Source organism: Aeromicrobium sp. (assembly GCF_047606445.1).
Taxonomy (GTDB): Bacteria; Actinomycetota; Actinomycetes; order Propionibacteriales; family Nocardioidaceae; genus Aeromicrobium.
Genome location: NZ_JASGEK010000001.1, coordinates 1 through 16,650 on the forward strand (window position 1 = coordinate 1; position 16,650 = coordinate 16,650).

The 16,650-nt window shown below is 71.3% G+C and carries 18 protein-coding genes; 8 read left to right on the forward strand and 10 right to left on the reverse strand.

The window, feature by feature from the left end:
* Window positions 1-473, forward strand: a 473-nt coding sequence (locus QM621_RS00005; RefSeq protein ID WP_414988287.1) for a superoxide dismutase, incomplete at its 5' end; no start/stop codon positions are given.
* A 53-nt stretch (window positions 474-526) separates the two neighbouring features.
* Here the strand turns inward: QM621_RS00005 and QM621_RS00010 are convergent.
* Together QM621_RS00010 and QM621_RS00015 are read right to left on the reverse strand one after the other, a co-directional pair.
* Window positions 527-2,482 (reverse strand): cytochrome c oxidase assembly protein, encoded by a 1,956-nt coding sequence (locus QM621_RS00010; RefSeq protein ID WP_414988288.1) that lies wholly within the window; start codon window positions 2,480-2,482, stop codon window positions 527-529.
* Window positions 2,479-2,991 carry a copper resistance CopC family protein gene (locus QM621_RS00015; protein ID WP_414988289.1) on the reverse strand — a complete coding sequence of 171 codons (513 nt, stop codon included), beginning with the start codon at window positions 2,989-2,991 and terminating at the stop codon, window positions 2,479-2,481. Before QM621_RS00015 ends, QM621_RS00010 begins: the two co-directional genes overlap by 4 nt.
* A 47-nt stretch (window positions 2,992-3,038) precedes the next feature.
* Here QM621_RS00015 and QM621_RS00020 point away from each other — a divergent pair, with 47 nt between their 5' ends.
* The 5 genes from QM621_RS00020 to QM621_RS00040 all read left to right on the forward strand — a co-directional run bounded on the left by QM621_RS00020 (window position 3,039) and on the right by QM621_RS00040 (window position 7,412).
* Entirely contained in the window at window positions 3,039-3,557 is a 519-nt protein-coding gene (locus tag QM621_RS00020; protein WP_414988290.1) for a hypothetical protein, read from the forward strand.
* 59 nt (window positions 3,558-3,616) lie between these two features.
* The gene (locus QM621_RS00025) at window positions 3,617-4,288 is read left to right on the forward strand and encodes a YcnI family protein (protein WP_414988291.1); all 672 of its coding nucleotides are present in this window, start codon (window positions 3,617-3,619) and stop codon (window positions 4,286-4,288) included.
* A gap of 2 nt (window positions 4,289-4,290) precedes the next feature.
* Entirely contained in the window at window positions 4,291-5,916 is a 1,626-nt protein-coding gene (locus QM621_RS00030) for a copper resistance protein CopC (protein ID WP_414988292.1), read from the forward strand.
* The gene (locus tag QM621_RS00035; protein WP_414988293.1) at window positions 5,913-6,494 is read left to right on the forward strand and encodes a DUF1775 domain-containing protein; all 582 of its coding nucleotides are present in this window, start codon (window positions 5,913-5,915) and stop codon (window positions 6,492-6,494) included. The genes QM621_RS00030 and QM621_RS00035 overlap by 4 nt, the downstream gene beginning before the upstream one ends.
* 126 nt (window positions 6,495-6,620) lie before the next feature.
* Entirely contained in the window at window positions 6,621-7,412 is a 792-nt protein-coding gene (locus QM621_RS00040; protein WP_414988294.1) for an ABC transporter ATP-binding protein, read from the forward strand.
* A 162-nt stretch (window positions 7,413-7,574) separates the two neighbouring features.
* Here QM621_RS00040 and QM621_RS00045 read toward each other — a convergent pair whose 3' ends face one another.
* Genes QM621_RS00045 through QM621_RS00080 form a run of 8 tightly spaced genes read right to left on the reverse strand, consistent with a single transcriptional unit; the run spans window position 7,575 to window position 15,350 of the window.
* Entirely contained in the window at window positions 7,575-8,108 is a 534-nt protein-coding gene (locus QM621_RS00045; protein WP_414988295.1) for a TIGR00730 family Rossman fold protein, read from the reverse strand.
* Entirely contained in the window at window positions 8,105-8,881 is a 777-nt protein-coding gene (locus tag QM621_RS00050; RefSeq protein WP_414988296.1) for an inositol monophosphatase family protein, read from the reverse strand. The genes QM621_RS00045 and QM621_RS00050 overlap by 4 nt, the downstream gene beginning before the upstream one ends.
* 10 nt (window positions 8,882-8,891) lie before the next feature.
* Window positions 8,892-9,539: an SIMPL domain-containing protein gene (locus QM621_RS00055; RefSeq protein ID WP_414988297.1), complete on the reverse strand. Its 648-nt coding sequence runs from the start codon at window positions 9,537-9,539 to the stop codon at window positions 8,892-8,894.
* Window positions 9,536-11,344: an acetyl/propionyl/methylcrotonyl-CoA carboxylase subunit alpha gene (locus QM621_RS00060; RefSeq protein ID WP_414988298.1), complete on the reverse strand. Its 1,809-nt coding sequence runs from the start codon at window positions 11,342-11,344 to the stop codon at window positions 9,536-9,538. Before QM621_RS00060 ends, QM621_RS00055 begins: the two co-directional genes overlap by 4 nt.
* 5 nt (window positions 11,345-11,349) lie before the next feature.
* A complete protein-coding gene (locus QM621_RS00065; RefSeq protein WP_414988299.1) occupies window positions 11,350-12,894 on the reverse strand; it encodes a carboxyl transferase domain-containing protein in 1,545 nt (514 codons plus the stop codon).
* Window positions 12,891-13,709 (reverse strand): HpcH/HpaI aldolase/citrate lyase family protein, encoded by an 819-nt coding sequence (locus QM621_RS00070; RefSeq protein ID WP_414988300.1) that lies wholly within the window; start codon window positions 13,707-13,709, stop codon window positions 12,891-12,893. Before QM621_RS00070 ends, QM621_RS00065 begins: the two co-directional genes overlap by 4 nt.
* Complete coding sequence (locus tag QM621_RS00075; RefSeq protein ID WP_414988301.1) at window positions 13,702-14,181, reverse strand: MaoC family dehydratase; 480 nt, start codon at window positions 14,179-14,181, stop codon at window positions 13,702-13,704. Before QM621_RS00075 ends, QM621_RS00070 begins: the two co-directional genes overlap by 8 nt.
* A gap of 5 nt (window positions 14,182-14,186) precedes the next feature.
* Window positions 14,187-15,350: an acyl-CoA dehydrogenase family protein gene (locus QM621_RS00080; RefSeq protein WP_414988302.1), complete on the reverse strand. Its 1,164-nt coding sequence runs from the start codon at window positions 15,348-15,350 to the stop codon at window positions 14,187-14,189.
* An 82-nt stretch (window positions 15,351-15,432) separates the two neighbouring features.
* Here QM621_RS00080 and QM621_RS00085 point away from each other — a divergent pair, with 82 nt between their 5' ends.
* Both QM621_RS00085 and QM621_RS00090 read left to right on the forward strand, forming a co-directional pair.
* Window positions 15,433-16,026 (forward strand): TetR/AcrR family transcriptional regulator, encoded by a 594-nt coding sequence (locus QM621_RS00085; protein WP_414988303.1) that lies wholly within the window; start codon window positions 15,433-15,435, stop codon window positions 16,024-16,026.
* A gap of 124 nt (window positions 16,027-16,150) precedes the next feature.
* On the forward strand, window positions 16,151-16,609 hold the full coding sequence (locus QM621_RS00090; RefSeq protein WP_414988304.1) for a hypothetical protein: 459 nt from the start codon (window positions 16,151-16,153) through the stop codon (window positions 16,607-16,609).
* Window positions 16,610-16,650 lie beyond the last annotated feature (41 nt).

Here is a 16,650-nt window from a genome sequence, read left to right on the forward strand (position 1 = left end):
AAGCCCGCGCCACCGAGAACTACGCCGCCATCGCCGGCATCGAGAAGAACCTCGCCTTCAACCTCGGCGGACACATCAACCACTCCATCTTCTGGAAGAACCTCTCCCCCGAGGGCGGAGACAAGCCCACCGGCGAACTCGCCGCCGCCATCGACGACAACTTCGGCAGCTTCGACGCCTTCCGCGCCCACTTCGAACACGTCGCCCTCACCATCGCCGGCTCCGGCTGGGCCATCCTCACCTGGGACTCCCTCGGCCAGAAGCTCCTCGTCGTCCAGCTCTACGACCAGCAGGCCAACATCCCCGCGACGCTCATCCCGATCGTCCAGCTCGACATGTGGGAGCACGCCTTCTACCTCGACTACCTCAACGTCAAGGGCGACTACGTCAAAGCCTTCTGGAACATCGTCAACTGGAACGACGCCCAAGAACGCTTCACCGCCGCCACCACCGGCGGACAGATCATCTTCTGATCTGACTCGACACGCTGAACGCGCCGCGACCCGCACGGGTCGCGGCGCGTTCGTCATTCCCGCTCCGACAGCTGCCGCAGGCGCTCGTTGTAGGCCTTGAGAGCGGCGTCGTCGTCACGGTCGGCGGCCCGGTCGACCCGCCGCTGCTCGCGCAGGTCCGAACGTGCCCACTGGGCGACGAGGGCGATCATCACGATCAGCAGCGGCACTTCGCCGAGCGCCCACGAGATGCTGCCGCCGAGGTTCTGATCGGCGACCAGGTCGGTGGCGTAGGGGCGCTGTAAGGCCGACCAGTAGGCCGCGCCGGTGGCGGTCGTGGCCGACATGACCGCGATCGAGAAGAAGGCGTGGAAGGGCAGCGTCACCAGGACGAGGCCGAAGCGCGCGAGCGGATGGAGCTGGCGCGGGGACGGGTCGACGCCGACGACCACGTAGTAGAAGAGGAAGCCGACGGCGAGGAAGTGCAGCTCCATGCCGACGTGGCCGAGCACGCTGCCCATCAAGCGGTCGAACAGCGGTGTGAAATACAGCGCGTACAGGCTCCCGATGAACAGGATCGGCCCGACCAGCGGATGGGTCAGGAGGCTCGCCGCCTTCGAGTGCAGCGCGGCGGTGAGCAGCGCGCGCGGTGAGATCTCGCCCGGCTGGCGGGGGCCGGGCAGCGCCCGCAGGGCGAGGGTCATCGGCGCGCCGAGGATGAGGAAGATCGGCGCGACCATCGACAGCAGCATGTGGCTGACCATGTGCGCGCTGAACAGCACATGCGAGTAGACGCCGAGGCCGCCCATGGTCGACCAGGCCACCACGAGCATGCCGACCGTCCAGGCGATCGTCCGGCCGACGGGCCAGCGGTCGCCGCGACGGCGCAGCACCACGACGCCCGCGACGTACGCGGCCATGCCGAGGCCCACGACCATGAGTCCGACGCCGCTCGGGTAGACGCCGAAGGCGATCCGGGCGACCGTCGGGGCGGGCGGCATCGGTCCGCCGAGCAGGTCCTCGGCCGGCGTCAGCAGCACCTCGCCCGCTGGCGGAGCGGTGCGCGACAGGGCCACGGCGACGCCGACCGTACCCAGCATGACCAACGCCTCGACGGTGGCCAGTCGCAGGAAGCCGCCGCCCTCGGCCACGATCCGTCGGCGCTGCCGCCAGCCGATCACGCCGAGGACGACGAACGCGAGCGCCTTGACCGCCACGACCGCGCCGTAGGACGTCGCCATGAGTTCGGCGAGCGAGGTGGCGCGCACCGCGGCGCTCAGCACGCCGGACACCCCGACGACGACGAAGCACCACAGCGCCAGCGTCGAGTAGCGGGCGATGGCGGGCTCCAGGCGTTTGCTGCCGCGCCGCGCGGTCCAGCCGAGCGCGACGAGCCCGCCGACCCAGACGGCGACGCCGGCCAGATGCAGGTACAGGCTGAGGCTGGCGAGCGAGTGCGAGCCACCGGAGGCCGCGTGGCCGGTGAGCGCGGCCGGCAGCATCGTCGCGAGGGCGAACACCCCCCAGCCGACCAGCGCACGCACGCCGATCGTCCAGCCCAGCACCGCCGCGAGGACCGCCGCGCCGAGCGCCTGGAGCAGCAGCGCGCGGCCGATCTCGCTGTCGCCGGTCAACGCGACCAGCATGTTCGTGTCGAGTCCGGTCAGCGGGACGGCGAAGAGGTCGGCCGCCGTCGCGACGTACAGGGTAAGGCTCGCGGCCGTCCAGACGAGGGCTGCGCACCGGGCGATCCGCACGGCGTCGACGGCGAGCCCTTGGACGTCCGGCCCCGACGAGGGCAGCAACAGCGCGGCGAGCCCGAGGAAGCCGACGACGGTGATTCCGGCCAGGTCGCCGACGAGCGAGAGGGTCGGCACAAGCCAGCCGACGAGCGGTCCGGGGTCGGGCAGGCCGGGCACGGCGGGCTCCGGCGCCGACCCGGCGAGCACGAAGGTCACCGCGAAGACGGTGAACGCCGCGCTGGCGCCGACGGCCGCGGCGAGGCCGGGCGAGGAGGGCTGTCGGCTCATGCGGCGCTACGGCGCCGGTGCAGCAGGTACAGCGCGCCGAAGACGATCCACGGGACGGCGATCAACGCGATCCAGCCGGTCGTGCTCACCTTCGACAGCGCGCCGCACGAGGCCTCCTCGCCTCCGGTCACGTCGAACTCGAAGGAGCCCTTGACCGGATGTGCGTCGGAGGAGACGGCCCGGTAGTCGACGCGGTACGTTCCGGCGAGGCCGGGATCGTCGACGTCGATGGCGACCGTCGAGCCCTCGATAGAGCCCTCGGCCTTGTCCTCGGTGAGCGTCGAGCAGTCCGGAGCCGTGACGGTCACGTAGGAGGGCCGCTTCATCTCCTCGTCGAAGGTCAGCTCGATCCGCGCGGGCAGCGCGTCGAGCGTCGCGCCCTCCGCCGGATTCGAGGACACGATCCCGGCGTGCGCGAAAGCAGGCGGGGCGACGACCGCCAGCACGATCAGGCCCACGACAGCGGCGGCGAGCAGACGGACGGACGAGGAGACGGCGGTGGCGTTCATGGCGCTGCCGAGCGTACCCGTCGGCCCACGGTGTTAGTGTCCGCGGCATGTGGGATCCGGCTGGCGGGGCGCTGCGTGTCGCGCGCGCCGGCGCGGCCGGGCTCACCGTCGCGGGGATCGCGGTCGTCGCCCACGTGCTCGGCGGTGGCGCCCACGCGTCCTGGATCGCCGTCGTGCCCGCCGCCCTCGCCGTGACCCTGGTCGCCTGGCTGCTGGCCGGACGCCGTCTGAGCGTCGGGACGCTCCTCGGACTCCTGTCGCTCGCGCAGCTCGGCGTGCACGGCCTGTCGGAGTATCTGCACAACCACGCGCCGTGGTCCGACGGGTCGATGACGCTGGCCCACGGGGTCGGCGTGCTCGCCAGCGCGCTGGCACTGGCCTTCGGCGAAGGGCTGCTGTGGCGGCTGCACGCCTGGCTGACCGGCGGCGCCCGCGCGGCGCGGCTCACTCCCCTCTTCCTTCCCCGGGCGAGCGTTCCGGCGGCGTTCCACGTCGCCTCCGGAGACGCCGCCCGCTGGTTCTCCACCGCGCACGGACGACGCGGTCCCCCGGTCCTGATCGCTTGACCTCCCTCGCCGTGGCTCGCCCGAGTCACGGCTGTCGACCGATCTTCAAAGGACCCCTCATGAGAATCTCTGCTGCCCTGACGCGTCTGGGCGCCGCGGGCGCGCTCGGCCTCGGCACCGCGCTGGCGCCGCTCGCCGGCGCCTCCGCGCACGTCACCGTCACCCCGTCCACCACCGAGTCCGGCGGCTACGCCGTGCTGACGTTCAGCGTCGGCCACGGCTGCGACGGCTCGCCCACCACCCAGGTCTCCATCGCCATCCCGGGCGGCGTCTACTCCGTCACGCCCACCCGTCACCCCGACTACACCGTCGAGAAGGTCATGGAGACCCTCGACGAGCCGGTCGACGACGGCCACGGCGGCCAGTACACCGAGCGCGTCGCCGAGGTGGTCTACACCGCGACGACGCCGCTGCCCGACGGCTACCGCGACGCCTTCGAGCTGCAGTTGCGGCTGCCCGAGGGCGAGGCGGGCGAGGTCGTGGCCTTCCCGACGATCCAGACCTGCGCGGCGGGCGAGACCGCGTGGATCGACGAGGTGGTCGAGGGCGAGCCGGAGCCGGAGTCGCCCGCGCCGTCGTTCACGCTCACGGCCGCTGGCGGCGAGGACGACGCCTCACCGGCTGAGGAGTCGGACGCGACGAGCCCGCTGGTCTGGGTCGCGGTGGCCCTCGGGGCGCTCGGCGCGCTGCTCGGCGGCGCGGCCTTCGTCAGGAGCGGTCGCTCCTCGTGACCATGTCCATGGTGACCCGGTGGGCGCGCGTCATCGCGTCCGCCGGGCTGCTCCTGGCGCTCGGCTGGCTGTTGGCGGCCAGCCCCGCGTCGGCGCACGCCTCGCTCGTCTCGACCGATCCGGCCGACGGCGCGGTGCTGCCGGACTCGCCGGAGTCGATCACGCTGACCTTCACCGAGCCGGTTCGGCTGACCGACGGGATCGAGTTGCTGACCGCCGACGGGGCACCGGTCGAGGCGACGGTCGAGGGCTCCGACGCGGTCGTGACGATCACCCCGTCCGAGCCGCTGTCGGGCGGCACGCACATCGTCGGGTGGCGGGTCATCTCGGCCGACAGCCATCCGATCGCGGGCGGTTTCAGCTTCTCGGTCGGCGCGCCCTCGGCGACCAGCGTCGAGTTGCCGACGGCCGAGGCGCCGCGCGACGTCGACCTGCTGCGCAAGGCCGCCGAGGCGACTCGCTACGGCGGCGTGCTGGCGGCGACCGGCCTCCTGGCGTTCGCGCTGCTGGTCGCGCGGCCCGCGCTCGACTCCTCCCCCGTCGCACGCCGCCGTCTGCGCCGCGTCGGCGTGGGGGCCGGGGTCGTCGCGGCGGTGTCGGCCATGCTGTTGGCGCCGCTGACGACGCTGTGGCAGTCGGCGGCCCCGCTGAGCCGGTTCGGCCGGGCGCTGGCCGACGACACGACGTGGAGCGGCGACACCGCGCTCGCCGCCACGGTGCTGATCGCCGGGCTCGTCCTCGTCGCGCTCGCTCTGCGGCGGGCTCCGGCCGTCGCGCTGGCGGGGGCGACGGTGGCGCTCGGGTCGCTGGCGGTCATCGGCCACACGCGCACCTTCGGCCCGGTCCCCCTCGTGCTGACCGCCGACCTGCTGCACGTCGTGGCGGCGGCGCTGTGGGCGGGCGGGCTCGTCGGGCTGACGATCCTGTTCTCGGCGGGTCGCGACGTCCGCGCGGTGCGGCTGGCCGACGCGGTGCGCCGGTTCTCCGCGCTCGCGCTCGGGTCGGTGGCCGTGCTGACGGCGAGCGGGCTGCTGTTGTGGTGGCGCGTTCCGGCGACCGTGACGGACCTGCCTGACTCGTCCTACGGCGTCCATCTACTCGTCAAAGTGGCGCTGGTGGTCGTGCTCGTCGGTGTCGGCGCGTGGAATCTACACGTCGTCCGAGGCTCGCTGAGCGTCGGACGGCTCCGCCGGACGGTGGGCGCGGAGGTCGCTCTGGTGGGCCTGGTCGTGGCGGTCACGGCGGGGCTGGTGACCCAGGTGCCGCCGAGCGCGACCGCCGACGCGCAGGCCGGTCCCGCGCGGGAGAGCTTCGACCTCGACCTGGGCGAGGCCTACGACGCCACGCTCACCCTCACCCCCGGCCTGATCGGCACGAACGCGGCGCAGTTGACCATCGTCGACGCCGACGGGCAGCCGGTGACCGCGTTGGAGCCGCCGACCGTCTCTGTGGGTATCGAGGAGTTCGACCTCGGACCGTTCACCCACGAGTTGGCCGAGGTCGCGCCGGGCTCCTACGAGGGGAGCGTCGACCTGCCCATCGAGGGCGACTGGCGGATCGCGGTCGCGGTCCGTGTCTCGACCTACGAGCGTCCGAGCGACGCCGTCGTCCTGGAGGTGGCCCCGTGAGGCGCGTGATCGTCGTCGGGCTCGTCGCCCTGGCCTGCTGGTGGCCGGCCTCGCCAGCGGCCGCCCATGTGCTGTTGGAGCAGACCACGCCGCGCGGCGACGGCTCGGTGGAGCTGTCGTTCACCTTCGACCACAGCTGCGAGGGCTCACCGACGACGGAGATGGCGATCGGCCTGCCCGCGGGCGCCGAGGCAGTCGAGGGCGTCGGGCCGGAGGGATGGACGGCCGAGGCGACCGGCGGCGAGGTCGTGTTCAGCGGCCCGGGTATCGGCGACAAGTCGGGCGAGCGGTTCACGGTCGTGGCGCGTCTGACCGGGAGCGTCGGGGAGACGCTGCTCTTCCCCGCCCGGCAGACCTGCGCGAACGGCGAGGGCTACGAGTGGGACGACGCCTCCGAGTCCGAGGAGCGCCCCGCCCCGCGCCTCGTCGCGACCCAGGCCACGCTCGCCGACACCGCCACGCCAACGCTGCCCAACGAAGGGGCGAGCCTGCTCCAGGTCGCGGTGGCTACCGCAGCTCTGGCGCTCATTTCCTTCCTCGCCGCGACCTTCCTCCTCCGCTCCCCCTCAAGGCGGTGAGTTGTCCACCTTTGCCCTGTCGTTGGTGGCTCATCCACCCTATGCGCGCTCATAGGGTGGATGAGCCACCGCTCAGGCAGGAAAGGTGGATAACTCACCGCGTCCAGGGGGACGTACGGTGAGGGCATGGCCGATCAGCCGACCCCCGCCATCGCGCTCGACTCCGTCTCGTTCATCCGGGGCGGGCGGACGATCCTCGACGACGTCTCGCTGAACGTCGGGGCGGGTGAGCAGTGGGCCTTGCTCGGGCCGAACGGCGCGGGCAAGAGCTCGCTGATGGGCATCTGCTCGGCGACGACCTTTCCGAGCCGCGGCTCGGCGTCGATCCTCGGCAGCGTCATGGGGCGGGTCGACCTGCGCGAGCTGCGCCGGTCCATCGGCCTCGTCGAGCCGCGCCACCCCACCCAATCCGACCTGCCGGTGCTGAGCCTCGTGCTGACCGGCGTCACCGGGACGACCGAATGGGTGCCCCACTGGAAACCGGCCGACGACGAGATCGAACGGGCCGAGAAGTGGTTGGCGGCGGTCGGCCTGCCGAGCGGCGGCTTGCGCTGGCGGACCATGTCACAGGGCGAACGCGGCCGCGCCCTGATCGCCCGGGCGCTGATGGCCGAACCGCCATTGCTCCTGCTGGACGAGCCCTCGACCGGCCTCGACCTCGTCGGCCGCGAGGTCATGCTGCGCACGATCGACGACCTGCCGCTGTCGGCGCCCGGCATCACGACCATCGTGGTCACCCACTATTTCGAGGAGTTGCCGCGTGGCACGACGCACGCCGCGCTGCTGTCCGGCGGACGGCTGGTCGCGGCCGGCCCCGTCGAGGAAGTGCTGACCGACGGGCCGGTGAGCGCCTGCTTCGACCACCCCATCACCGTCACCCGCACCCCCGACGGCCGCTGGCACGCGGCGGCTTCTTAACCGTCGCGAGAGAGTTCCGCACCCGTCGCGAGAGAGTTTGAACGAGCCCTGCCGTTCAAACTCTCTCGCCAGCGGGTCAGAACTCTCTCATCACAGGGGCCAAAGCCTCTCGCGAGCGGTGCGAAAGTCTCTCATCAGCGGTGCAGAAGTCTCTCGCGAGCGTTAGAAGGAGGAGAGCAGCTCGTCGAGGTCGTCGCTGAAAGTCATCAGGTCGGCCTGGCCAGGGGCCAAGAAGCCTTGGGCCACCATGGTGTCGATCATGGTCCGCAACGGTCGCCAGTAGCCGCCGACGTCGAGGAAGCCGCCGCGTTTGGCGTGGATGCCGAGTTGCGTCCAGGTCCACTGCTCGGCGATCTCCTCCAACGTGCCGATACCGCCGGGGAGGGTGAGGAAGGCGTCGGCTCGCTCGGCCATGATCGCCTTGCGCTCGTGCATCGTCTCGACGACGTACAACTCAGTCAGGCCCTGATGAGCGACCTCCCGCTCATCGAGGGAGCGCGGGATGACCCCCACGACCTCGCCGCCCGCGTCGAGCGCGGCGTCGGCGACGACGCCCATCAGCCCGACCCGGCCACCGCCGTAGACGACGCGGACACCCCGCTCGCCGAGCGTCCGCCCGACCAATACGGCAGCCTCCGCGTACGCCGGATCGTCGCCGAAACGCGACCCGCAGAACACCGCGACGGAGCCGATCACGCCGACTCCGTCCCGCTCAGCCGGTCGACCAGCTCGCCCGCCGCGCTCGGCGGCCCGGCCACCGACCAACGCAGACCCCGCGCCTCGACCTGTTCGGCCAGCACGCCGACGCCCGCGACGATGGCGGCTCCCGGCAGCCAGTCCCAGGCGGGCGTGCTGTGCTGGAACCACGCGCCGACCCGACCCGTCGCGACACCGACGAGGTCCATCGACCCCGACCCGAGCATGCGCAGCGTGGCCGCGCCGGAGGCCGCCGCGAGGAAGGGCTCGCGCGCCGCGTCGTCGACGATGCCCGGCGGGTGCAGATAACTCGCGACGCTCAATCCCGACAGCTCCGCGTCCTCACGCACCGGGATCGGCTCGCCGTTGACCGTCGACGGCAGTTCCGGCCCGCCGACCCACACGGTGTGGCTCAACTGGTGCGCCACCGCGCCGAAGAGCAGTTCGTCGCCGTCGGTCAAGGCGATGGCCGAGCACCAGTAGTCCGAGCCCGAGGCGAAGTTGTAGGTGCCGTCGACCGGGTCGATCACCCAGCGACGGCCGCTCGTTCCATCGTGGCTCGCGCCCTCCTCGCCGAGCAGGCCGTCGTCGGGACGCTCGGCCCGCAGCGTTTCCACGACGAACGCCTCGGCGGCGTGGTCGGCGTCGGTGACGACGTCGGAGACAGAGGTCTTCTCCCGGACCGCGACCCCCGCGGCGCGCATGCGCGCGGCGAGATCGGCCGCCTCGCGCACGAGCGAGACCGCCAGCCTGACATCCGCCTGATCCACCACGCGCTGAACGCTATCGGACCGCGACGAAGGTGGCGTCGACCGAGGTGGTCACCTCGATGACGGGAGGCATGAACAGGTCGCCGCCGTCCGGTGCGGCCTCCGCCATCGCGAAAACCCTCGGCTGGGGGAAGGTGCCACCTGAACGGTCGTCGATCTCACGCACCTCCACCGACGACAGCCCCAAGGCTTCGGCATAATCGTTCGCCTGTTCGACCGCGTGGGCGATGGCTGTTTGCCGAGCCGCCCGCTCAGCCCGGGATCGCGTCCCAGGGCTCAACTCCCAAGAGACACCCGTCACTGAAAACCCCGGAAGATCGCTCGTCGCCACCACCCACCGTCCCAGCGCCCCGGCGTCAGCGACGAAATAGACCTCGACCAACGCGGTCGCTCGGAACACCAGCGGGCGCTTCTCACCGTCAGGGAACCACGGCCGGTGTGAACCGGTGGTCACCTCGGCGACCCGGTACCAGGTCACTGGTCCCTGCTCCACGTCATGGAGTTCGTCAAGGCCAGCTCTCAGTCGCTCCACTGATGTGGTGACGGCGTGGACGACCGAGACCGCCTGCGGTCCGTCGATGCTCACGACCGCCGTGACCCTCGCCCGTTCAGCAAGCGTCTCAACACTGTCCGTGCCGCGCACGGCGATCGTCACGTTCATCCTTCGATGGTAGTCGCGCTCACTTCGAACAGGACGGCTCCGAGCGGCACTTGGTCGCCGGCGGTCGCGCCGACCGAGGTGACCGTGCCCGCGACGGGCGCTCGCAGCGTCAACTCCATCTTCATCGCCTCCATGACGCCGAGCACCTCGCCCTCGGCGACCTCCTGGCCGCAGGCGACCCGGATGTCGAGCACGGTGCCGGGCATCGGCGCGAGCACGCCGCCGTCGCCGGGGCCGCGCTGGTCGGCGTCGCGGTCGGGGCGGGCGAAGACGAAACGCTGTCCCCGCCAGACCAGCTCGACCTGGTCGCGGCCGACCTTCGACGCCGCGACGCCGTCCGGACGCCGACGGTCGAGCACGACGTCCTCGTCCAGGACGACCACCGGAGGCTTGCACGTCGCGCCGAGCCGGAATCCATCGGAGGCGAAGGGTCCGTCGGCCTCGCGGCGCGCGTCGAACCACTCCCACGCGGCGGCGAGCCGGGCGGTGTCGATGTCGGGCGGAGTCACCTCGTGGTGGTCGAGCCAGGCGGTGTCGATCGACGCCGCCGCGAACTCCTCGCTGGCGACGAGGGCCCGCAGGAAGCCGGTGTTCGTCGTGAGCCCGAGGATCGCGGTGTCGTCCAGCGCCTGGACGAGCGCCTGCCGCGCCTCTTCCCGGGTGAAGCCGTAGGCGATGATCTTGCCGAGCATCGGGTCGTAGGAGGTGCTGACCTCCTGGCCGCTGTGGAGCGCGTGGTCGACGCGGATCCGCATGCCGGTGGGCCACCAGACCCGCGTCGCCCGGCCGGCCTGCGGCAGGAATCCGCCGAAGGCGTCCTCGGCGTAGACGCGCGCCTCGATGGCGTGGCCGTGGCAGCCCACCTCGGACTGCGTCAGCGGCAGCGGCTCCCCCGCCGCCACGCGCAACTGCAACTCCACGAGGTCGAGCTTCGTGATCCGTTCGGTCACCGGGTGCTCGACTTGAAGACGGGTGTTCATCTCCAAGAAGTAGAACTCGCCGGTGGCGTTGTCGAGCAGGAACTCCACGGTTCCCGCGCCGACGTAGCCGACCTCGCGGGACAGGGCGACGGCGGCGGCGGTCATGCGCGCGCGGGTGGCGTCGTCGATCGTAGGCGCGGGGGCCTCCTCCAGCACCTTCTGATGGCGGCGCTGCGTCGAGCAGTCCCGCTCCCACAGGTGCAGCACCGTGCCGTGCGTGTCGCCCATGACCTGCACCTCCAGGTGCCGCCCGGACTCGACGTACTTCTCGATCAGCAGCGTGGCGTCGCCGAAGGAGCTGGCCGCCTCGCGTCCGGCGGCGGCCACCGCCTCGGGCAGCTCCTCGGCCGACCGCACGACCCGCATGCCCTTGCCGCCACCCCCGGCGGCGGCCTTCACGAGCATCGGATAGGCGAAGCCCTCCGGGTCGTCGGCGAGCCCATAGGACGGCACGACCGGGACGCCCGCCGCGAGCGCGACCTCGCGGGCGGCGTCCTTGCGACCCATGCGCTCCATCACCTGCGCGCTGGGACCGGCGAGCGCGACGCCCGCCTCCGCCAGCGCGGCGGCGAAGGCGGCCCGCTCGGACAGGAAGCCGTAGCCGGGGTGCACCACCTCGGTGCCCGCCGACACCGCCGCCGCGACGACGGCGTCGATGTCGAGATAGTTCGGCACACGGACGGCCTCGTCGGCGTCGCGCACATGCGGGGCGCTGGCGTCGAGGTCGGTGTAGAGGGCGATGGTGCGCAGGCCCATCGCCTTGGCGGTGCGGAAGACGCGCAAGGCGATCTCGCCCCGGTTGGCCACGAGGACAGAGGAGAACATGGGGCTCACATCCTGAAAACGCCGTAGGAGGGCTCTGGGCTCGGTGCGTTGGCGGTCGTCGCGAGGCCGAGACCCAGCACGCGGCGGGTGTCGACAGGGTCGATCACGCCGTCGTCCCACAGCCGCGCGGTCGAGTAGTAGGGCGAGCCCTGTGTCTCGTACTGCTCGCGGATCGGAGCCTTGAACGCCTCGACCTCCTCCTCGGTCTCCAAGTCGCCTCGGACCGTGGCGAGCACCGACGCGGCCTGCTCGCCGCCCATCACCGAGATGCGCGCGTTCGGCCACATCCACAGGAACCTGGGGTCGTAGGCGCGCCCGCACATGCCGTAGTTGCCCGCGCCGAAGGAGCCGCCGATGACGACGGTGAACTTCGGCACGACCGAACAGGACACCGCCGTGACGAGCTTCGCGCCGTCCTTGGCGATGCCGCCGGTCTCGTACTCGCGGCCGACCATGAAGCCGGTGATGTTCTGCAGGAAGACGAGCGGGATGCCGCGCTGGTTGCACAACTCCACGAAGTGCGCGCCCTTGAGCGAGGACTCGCTGAACAGGATGCCGTTATTGGCGACGATGCCGACCGGGTAGCCCCAGATGTGCGCGAAGCCGGTCACCAGCGTCTCGCCGTAGAGCTTCTTGAACTCGATGAAGCGCGAGCCGTCGACGATCCGGCGGATCACCTCGCGCACGTCGTAGGGGGTGCGCAGGTCGGACGGGACCACGTCGTACAGCGACTCGGGGTCCTCCAGCGGCTCCTCGACGGGCTGCCGTTCGATGGAAGGGGCGGTGGGACGCTCGCACGTCGAGACGATGTCGCGCACGATCTCCAGCGCGTGCGCGTCGTCGGCGGCGAGGTGGTCGACCACGCCCGACAGCCGGGCGTGGACGTCGCCGCCGCCCAGGTCCTCGGCGGTGACGACCTCGCCGGTCGCCGCCTTCACCAGCGGCGGGCCGCCGAGGAAGATCGTGCCCTGCTCCTTGACGATCACCGACTCGTCGGATATCGCCGGAATGTAGGCGCCGCCAGCAGTACACGAGCCCATCACGGCGGCGATCTGCGGGATGCCGCGCGCGGACATGTTCGCCTGGTTGAAGAAGATCCGGCCGAAGTGCTCGCGGTCGGGGAACACCTCGTCCTGCATCGGCAGGAAGCCGCCGCCGGAGTCGACCAGATAGACGCACGGCAGCCGGTTCTGCGCGGCGACCTCTTGCGCGCGCAGGTGCTTCTTGACCGTCATCGGGTAGTAGGTGCCGCCCTTGACCGTGGCGTCGTTGGCCACGACCACGCACTCGCGTCCCTCGATGCGCCCGATCCCGGTGACGATGCTGGCGCTCGGCACGGCCCACGGGTCGTCGCCGTACATGCCGTAGGCGGCCAGCGGGCTCAGTTCGAGGAAGGGCGAGCCGGGGTCGAGCAGCCGGTCCACCCGCTCGCGGGGCAGCAGCTTGCCGCGGTCGGTGTGCTTCGTGCGGGCGCGCTCGCTGCCGCCCTCGCGGGCGCGGGCCAGCCGTGCGCGCAGTTCGGCGGACAGCTCCGCCAGTGACTCACTCATAACGCTCCTGTCGCGGCGGCCCGTCGCAGCAGGCGCTCGGCCTGCGCGTAGATCGGGCCGTCGACCATGCGGCCCTCGAAGGTGGCGACCCCGCGGTCGTCGCCGACGTGGTCGAGCAGGCGTCGCGCCCAGGCGACCTGGTGGGCGTCGGGGGTGTAGAGACTGCGGATCACCGCGACCTGGGACGGGTGGATGGCGACCTTGGCGTCGAAGCCGACCGCCACGGCGTCCTCGGTCTCGGCGGCGAGGCCGTGAGTGTCGGGGATGTCCATGTAGACGGCGTCGAGCGCGAGCAATCCGTGGGCCTTGGCCGCGACGAGGCAACGGGACCGGGCGAAGCGGGCGATGTCGCGGTAGCCGCCGTCGGCCTTACGGCTGGCGGTGCCGCCGAGACCCGCGACCAGGTCGTCCGCGCCCCACATGAGACCGACGACGTTCTCGGTCGCGGCGAGCGCGCCCACGTTCTCCAGGCCGAGCGGCGTCTCGATCAGCAGCACGACGTCGTGGTCGAGCACCGCCACGCTCTCGGGCGTCTCGGACTTGGCGAGCATGACCCGGCGGACGCCGAGCTCGGCGACCAGCGCGACGTCGGCGGCGTGCTCGGGGCTGCTCGCGTCGTTGATCCGGATGACCGTGCGGTCAGGGTCGAGGTCGAGTCCGCGCAACGCCTCCCGCGCGCCCGCTTTCGCGGCGGGCGCGACCGCGTCCTCCAGATCGAGGATGACCACGTCGGCCACCGCCGACGCCTTCGCGTACCGATCCGGCCGATCCGCCGGACAGAAGATCCACGCCGGCCCCGGCGTCCACTCACTCATCCGGCGCCATCCTCACCAACGTCTGACGCGTCGCCACCGCCACGACCTCGCCGCGCTGGTTCCGCGACGTGTGCCGCAAGGTCACGACGCCCTCGCCGGGGCGGCTGTTCGACGGACGCTTGTCGACCACCAGCGTCTCCCCGTACAGCGTGTCACCGTGGCGGACCGGCTTCGGGAAGGCGATCTCGCTGAAGCCGAGGTTCGCCACGATGGTGCCGAGCGTCAGTTGCGAGACCGACTGGCCCACCAGCAGCGACAGCGTGAACATCGAGTTCACCAGCCGGTCGTGGAAGGGCGGCAGCTCCTCGCTCGCGGCCTGGTCGAGGTGCAGCGGCTGAGTGTTCATCGTGAGCGTCGTGAACAGGACGTTGTCGGCCTCGGTGACGGTGCGCCCGGGACGGTGCTCGTAGACCGTGCCGACCTCGAACTCCTCGAACCACAGGCCGCGCTGGGTGACGCGCTTCTCGGTCATCGTGCTCACTCCACCGGGAGGCCGAGGCCGCGGGCGATGAGCATGCGCTGGACCTCGCTGGTGCCCTCGCCGATCTCGAGGATCTTCGCGTCGCGGTAGTAGCGGGCGACCGGGTACTCCTCCATGAAGCCGTAGCCGCCGAAGACCTGCGTGGCGATCCGCGTGGCGGTGACGGCCGACTCGGTGGCGTAGAGCTTGGCGATGGAGGCGGCGTGCTTGAAGGACTTCATCGGCGCGCCCGCGTCCTTCATGGCGGCGGCCTGATAGGTCAGTGCCCGCGACGCCTGGAGCATGACCTCCATGTCGGCGATCTGGAAGGCGACGCCCTGCTTACGGCCGATGGGACCGCCCATCGCCTGCCGTTCGTTCGCGTACCGCACGCACTCGTCGACGCAGGCCTGGATGAGGCCGACGGCGAGCGCGGCGATGGCGACGCGGCCGTCGTCGAGGGTGGCGAGGAACTGCGCGAAGCCGCGTCCGCGCTCGCCGAGCAGGTTCTCGGCGGGGACGCGGCAGTCGGTGAAGCTGAGCGGATGGGTGTCGGAGATGTGCCAGCCGAGCTTGTCGTAGCCGGCCTCGGCCACGAAGCCCGGCGTGCCCGACGGGATCATGATGGTCGAGATCTCCGCCGAGCCGTCCTCCCGCGTGCCGGTGCGGGCGGTGACGGTGACGAGCGAGGTGATCTCCGAGCCGGAGTTGGTGATGAACTGCTTGGCGCCGTTGACCACCCACTCGTCGCCGTCGAGCTCGGCCTTGGTCTGGGTGGCGCCGGCGTCGGAGCCCGCGCCCGGCTCGGTCAGGCCGAAGCCGGCGAGCCGCTGGCCGGCGACGAGGTCGGGCAGCCAGCGTTGCTTCTGCTCCTCGGTGCCGTAGGTGAGGATCGGGTTGATGCCGAGGCCGACGGCGCCCTCCAGGGTGATGCCGAGCGCCTGGTCGACGCGGCCGAGCTCCTCGATGGCGACGCAGAGCGTGGTGAAGTCGCCGCCCGCTCCCCCGTACTCCTCCGGCGCGATCAAGCCCATCAGCCCGAGGTCGCCCATCTTCTGGACGACGTCGACCGGGAAGTGGTGCGCCTTGTCCCACGCGGCGACGTGCGGGCGGATCTCCCGCTCGGCGAAATCCCGGACGACCTTGCGGAAGTCCTCGTGCTCCCTGGACAGCTCGAACATCTCGCTCCTCACGCCATTGGTTATCAGTCGATAACCCTGGGGAAGGTTACCAAAAGCACGCCGGCCCGTCTAGGGTGGAGCGATGTCCGCCTCGTCCGCCCCCTCCCGCCGTCGCGGCGACCGGCGGCGGCAGATCGTCGAGGTCGCCGCCGGGCTGTTCGCAGAGCGCGGCTTCCACGGCGTGTCGATCTACGACTTGGGCACGGCGATGGGCACTTCCGGCGCGGCGCTCTACAAGCACTTCGCGAGCAAGGAGGCGCTGCTCGGCGCGATGCTCGTGCAGATCTCCGAACGGCTGCTCAGCGAGGGGTCGGCCCGCGCGGAGGCGGCGCGGGCCGACGGGGCCGACGCGGTGCTGGACGCGCTCATCGACTGGCATACCGAGTTCGCGCTGACCCAGCCCGCGCTCATCACCGTGCAGTTCCGCGATCTGGCGAGCGCCTCCGAGGAGGACCGCCGCACCGTCCGCCGGCTGCAGCGTCGCTATGTCGAGCTGTGGGTGACGACCGTCGTCGAGGCGACCGGCGCCGACGAGGCCCACGCCCGCTCCGCCGCGCACGCGGTCTTCGGCCTCATCAACTCCACCCCGCACAGCGCCCGCCTCAAGCGCGCCGACATGGCCGCCCTCCTCCACCGCATGTCCCACGCCGCCCTCCACGCCGCGGGCGCTCGCTGAGGAAACCCATGAGGCGACCGTCGCGAGACAGAGAAGCAGGTCCCCGATGAGAGAGACAGTTTTCGTCGACGAGACGAAGGCCAAAAGCTACGCGGTGGCAGCCGCGACCATGCCGGATGAACAGGTGACGCTCGCCAGAGCAGAGCTACGGAAACTCGTGTTGCCGGGCCAACGAACCCTCCACATGAAGCAGGAGAGCGAGCGGCGCAGGAAGCAGATCATCGACGTCGTCGAGCAACTCGTCGACCACGGATTGCGTCTCGCGGTCTACGACGCCGGACGTGCCCACCCCGAACGCCAACGGCGAGACCGCTGTCTCGAAGCGCTTCTCCGGGACATCGACCGGCGAACGGAAACCCAGATCACTCTGGACCGTGACGAGAGCCTCGTGACGTGGGACCGGCAACTCATGATCGAGAGAACACGCGCACTGGGCCTGAGGGGACGCGTGACCTACCGGCACGCCTCGCTTCATGAGGAGATAGGCCTGATCATCCCCGACGCCGTCGCCTGGTCATGGGCTCGTGGAGGCGAATGGCGACGACGGGTACAACCCTTGACGAACGTCGCCCAGGAGGTGTGAACGCGCGAGGCCCGAGCGCCACGACCGTCCGGTCGGGTCTC

Excerpts from the sequence above, each read along its gene's own strand:
- QM621_RS00070 (WP_414988300.1), bottom strand. The coding sequence starts at position 13,709 with ATGAGTGAGTGGACGCCGGGGCCGGCGTGGATCTTCTGTCCGGCGGAT.
- QM621_RS00055 (WP_414988297.1), bottom strand. The coding sequence starts at position 9,539 with ATGAACGTGACGATCGCCGTGCGCGGCACGGACAGTGTTGAGACGCTT.
- QM621_RS00010 (WP_414988288.1), bottom strand. The coding sequence starts at position 2,482 with ATGAGCCGACAGCCCTCCTCGCCCGGCCTCGCCGCGGCCGTCGGCGCC.
- QM621_RS00085 (WP_414988303.1), top strand. The coding sequence starts at position 15,433 with ATGTCCGCCTCGTCCGCCCCCTCCCGCCGTCGCGGCGACCGGCGGCGG.
- QM621_RS00015 (WP_414988289.1), bottom strand. The coding sequence starts at position 2,991 with ATGAACGCCACCGCCGTCTCCTCGTCCGTCCGTCTGCTCGCCGCCGCT.
- QM621_RS00040 (WP_414988294.1), top strand. The coding sequence starts at position 6,621 with ATGGCCGATCAGCCGACCCCCGCCATCGCGCTCGACTCCGTCTCGTTC.
- QM621_RS00030 (WP_414988292.1), top strand. The coding sequence starts at position 4,291 with ATGTCCATGGTGACCCGGTGGGCGCGCGTCATCGCGTCCGCCGGGCTG.
- QM621_RS00020 (WP_414988290.1), top strand. The coding sequence starts at position 3,039 with ATGTGGGATCCGGCTGGCGGGGCGCTGCGTGTCGCGCGCGCCGGCGCG.
- QM621_RS00075 (WP_414988301.1), bottom strand. The coding sequence starts at position 14,181 with ATGACCGAGAAGCGCGTCACCCAGCGCGGCCTGTGGTTCGAGGAGTTC.
- QM621_RS00060 (WP_414988298.1), bottom strand. The coding sequence starts at position 11,344 with ATGTTCTCCTCTGTCCTCGTGGCCAACCGGGGCGAGATCGCCTTGCGC.
- QM621_RS00065 (WP_414988299.1), bottom strand. The coding sequence starts at position 12,894 with ATGAGTGAGTCACTGGCGGAGCTGTCCGCCGAACTGCGCGCACGGCTG.
- QM621_RS00025 (WP_414988291.1), top strand. The coding sequence starts at position 3,617 with ATGAGAATCTCTGCTGCCCTGACGCGTCTGGGCGCCGCGGGCGCGCTC.
- QM621_RS00080 (WP_414988302.1), bottom strand. The coding sequence starts at position 15,350 with ATGTTCGAGCTGTCCAGGGAGCACGAGGACTTCCGCAAGGTCGTCCGG.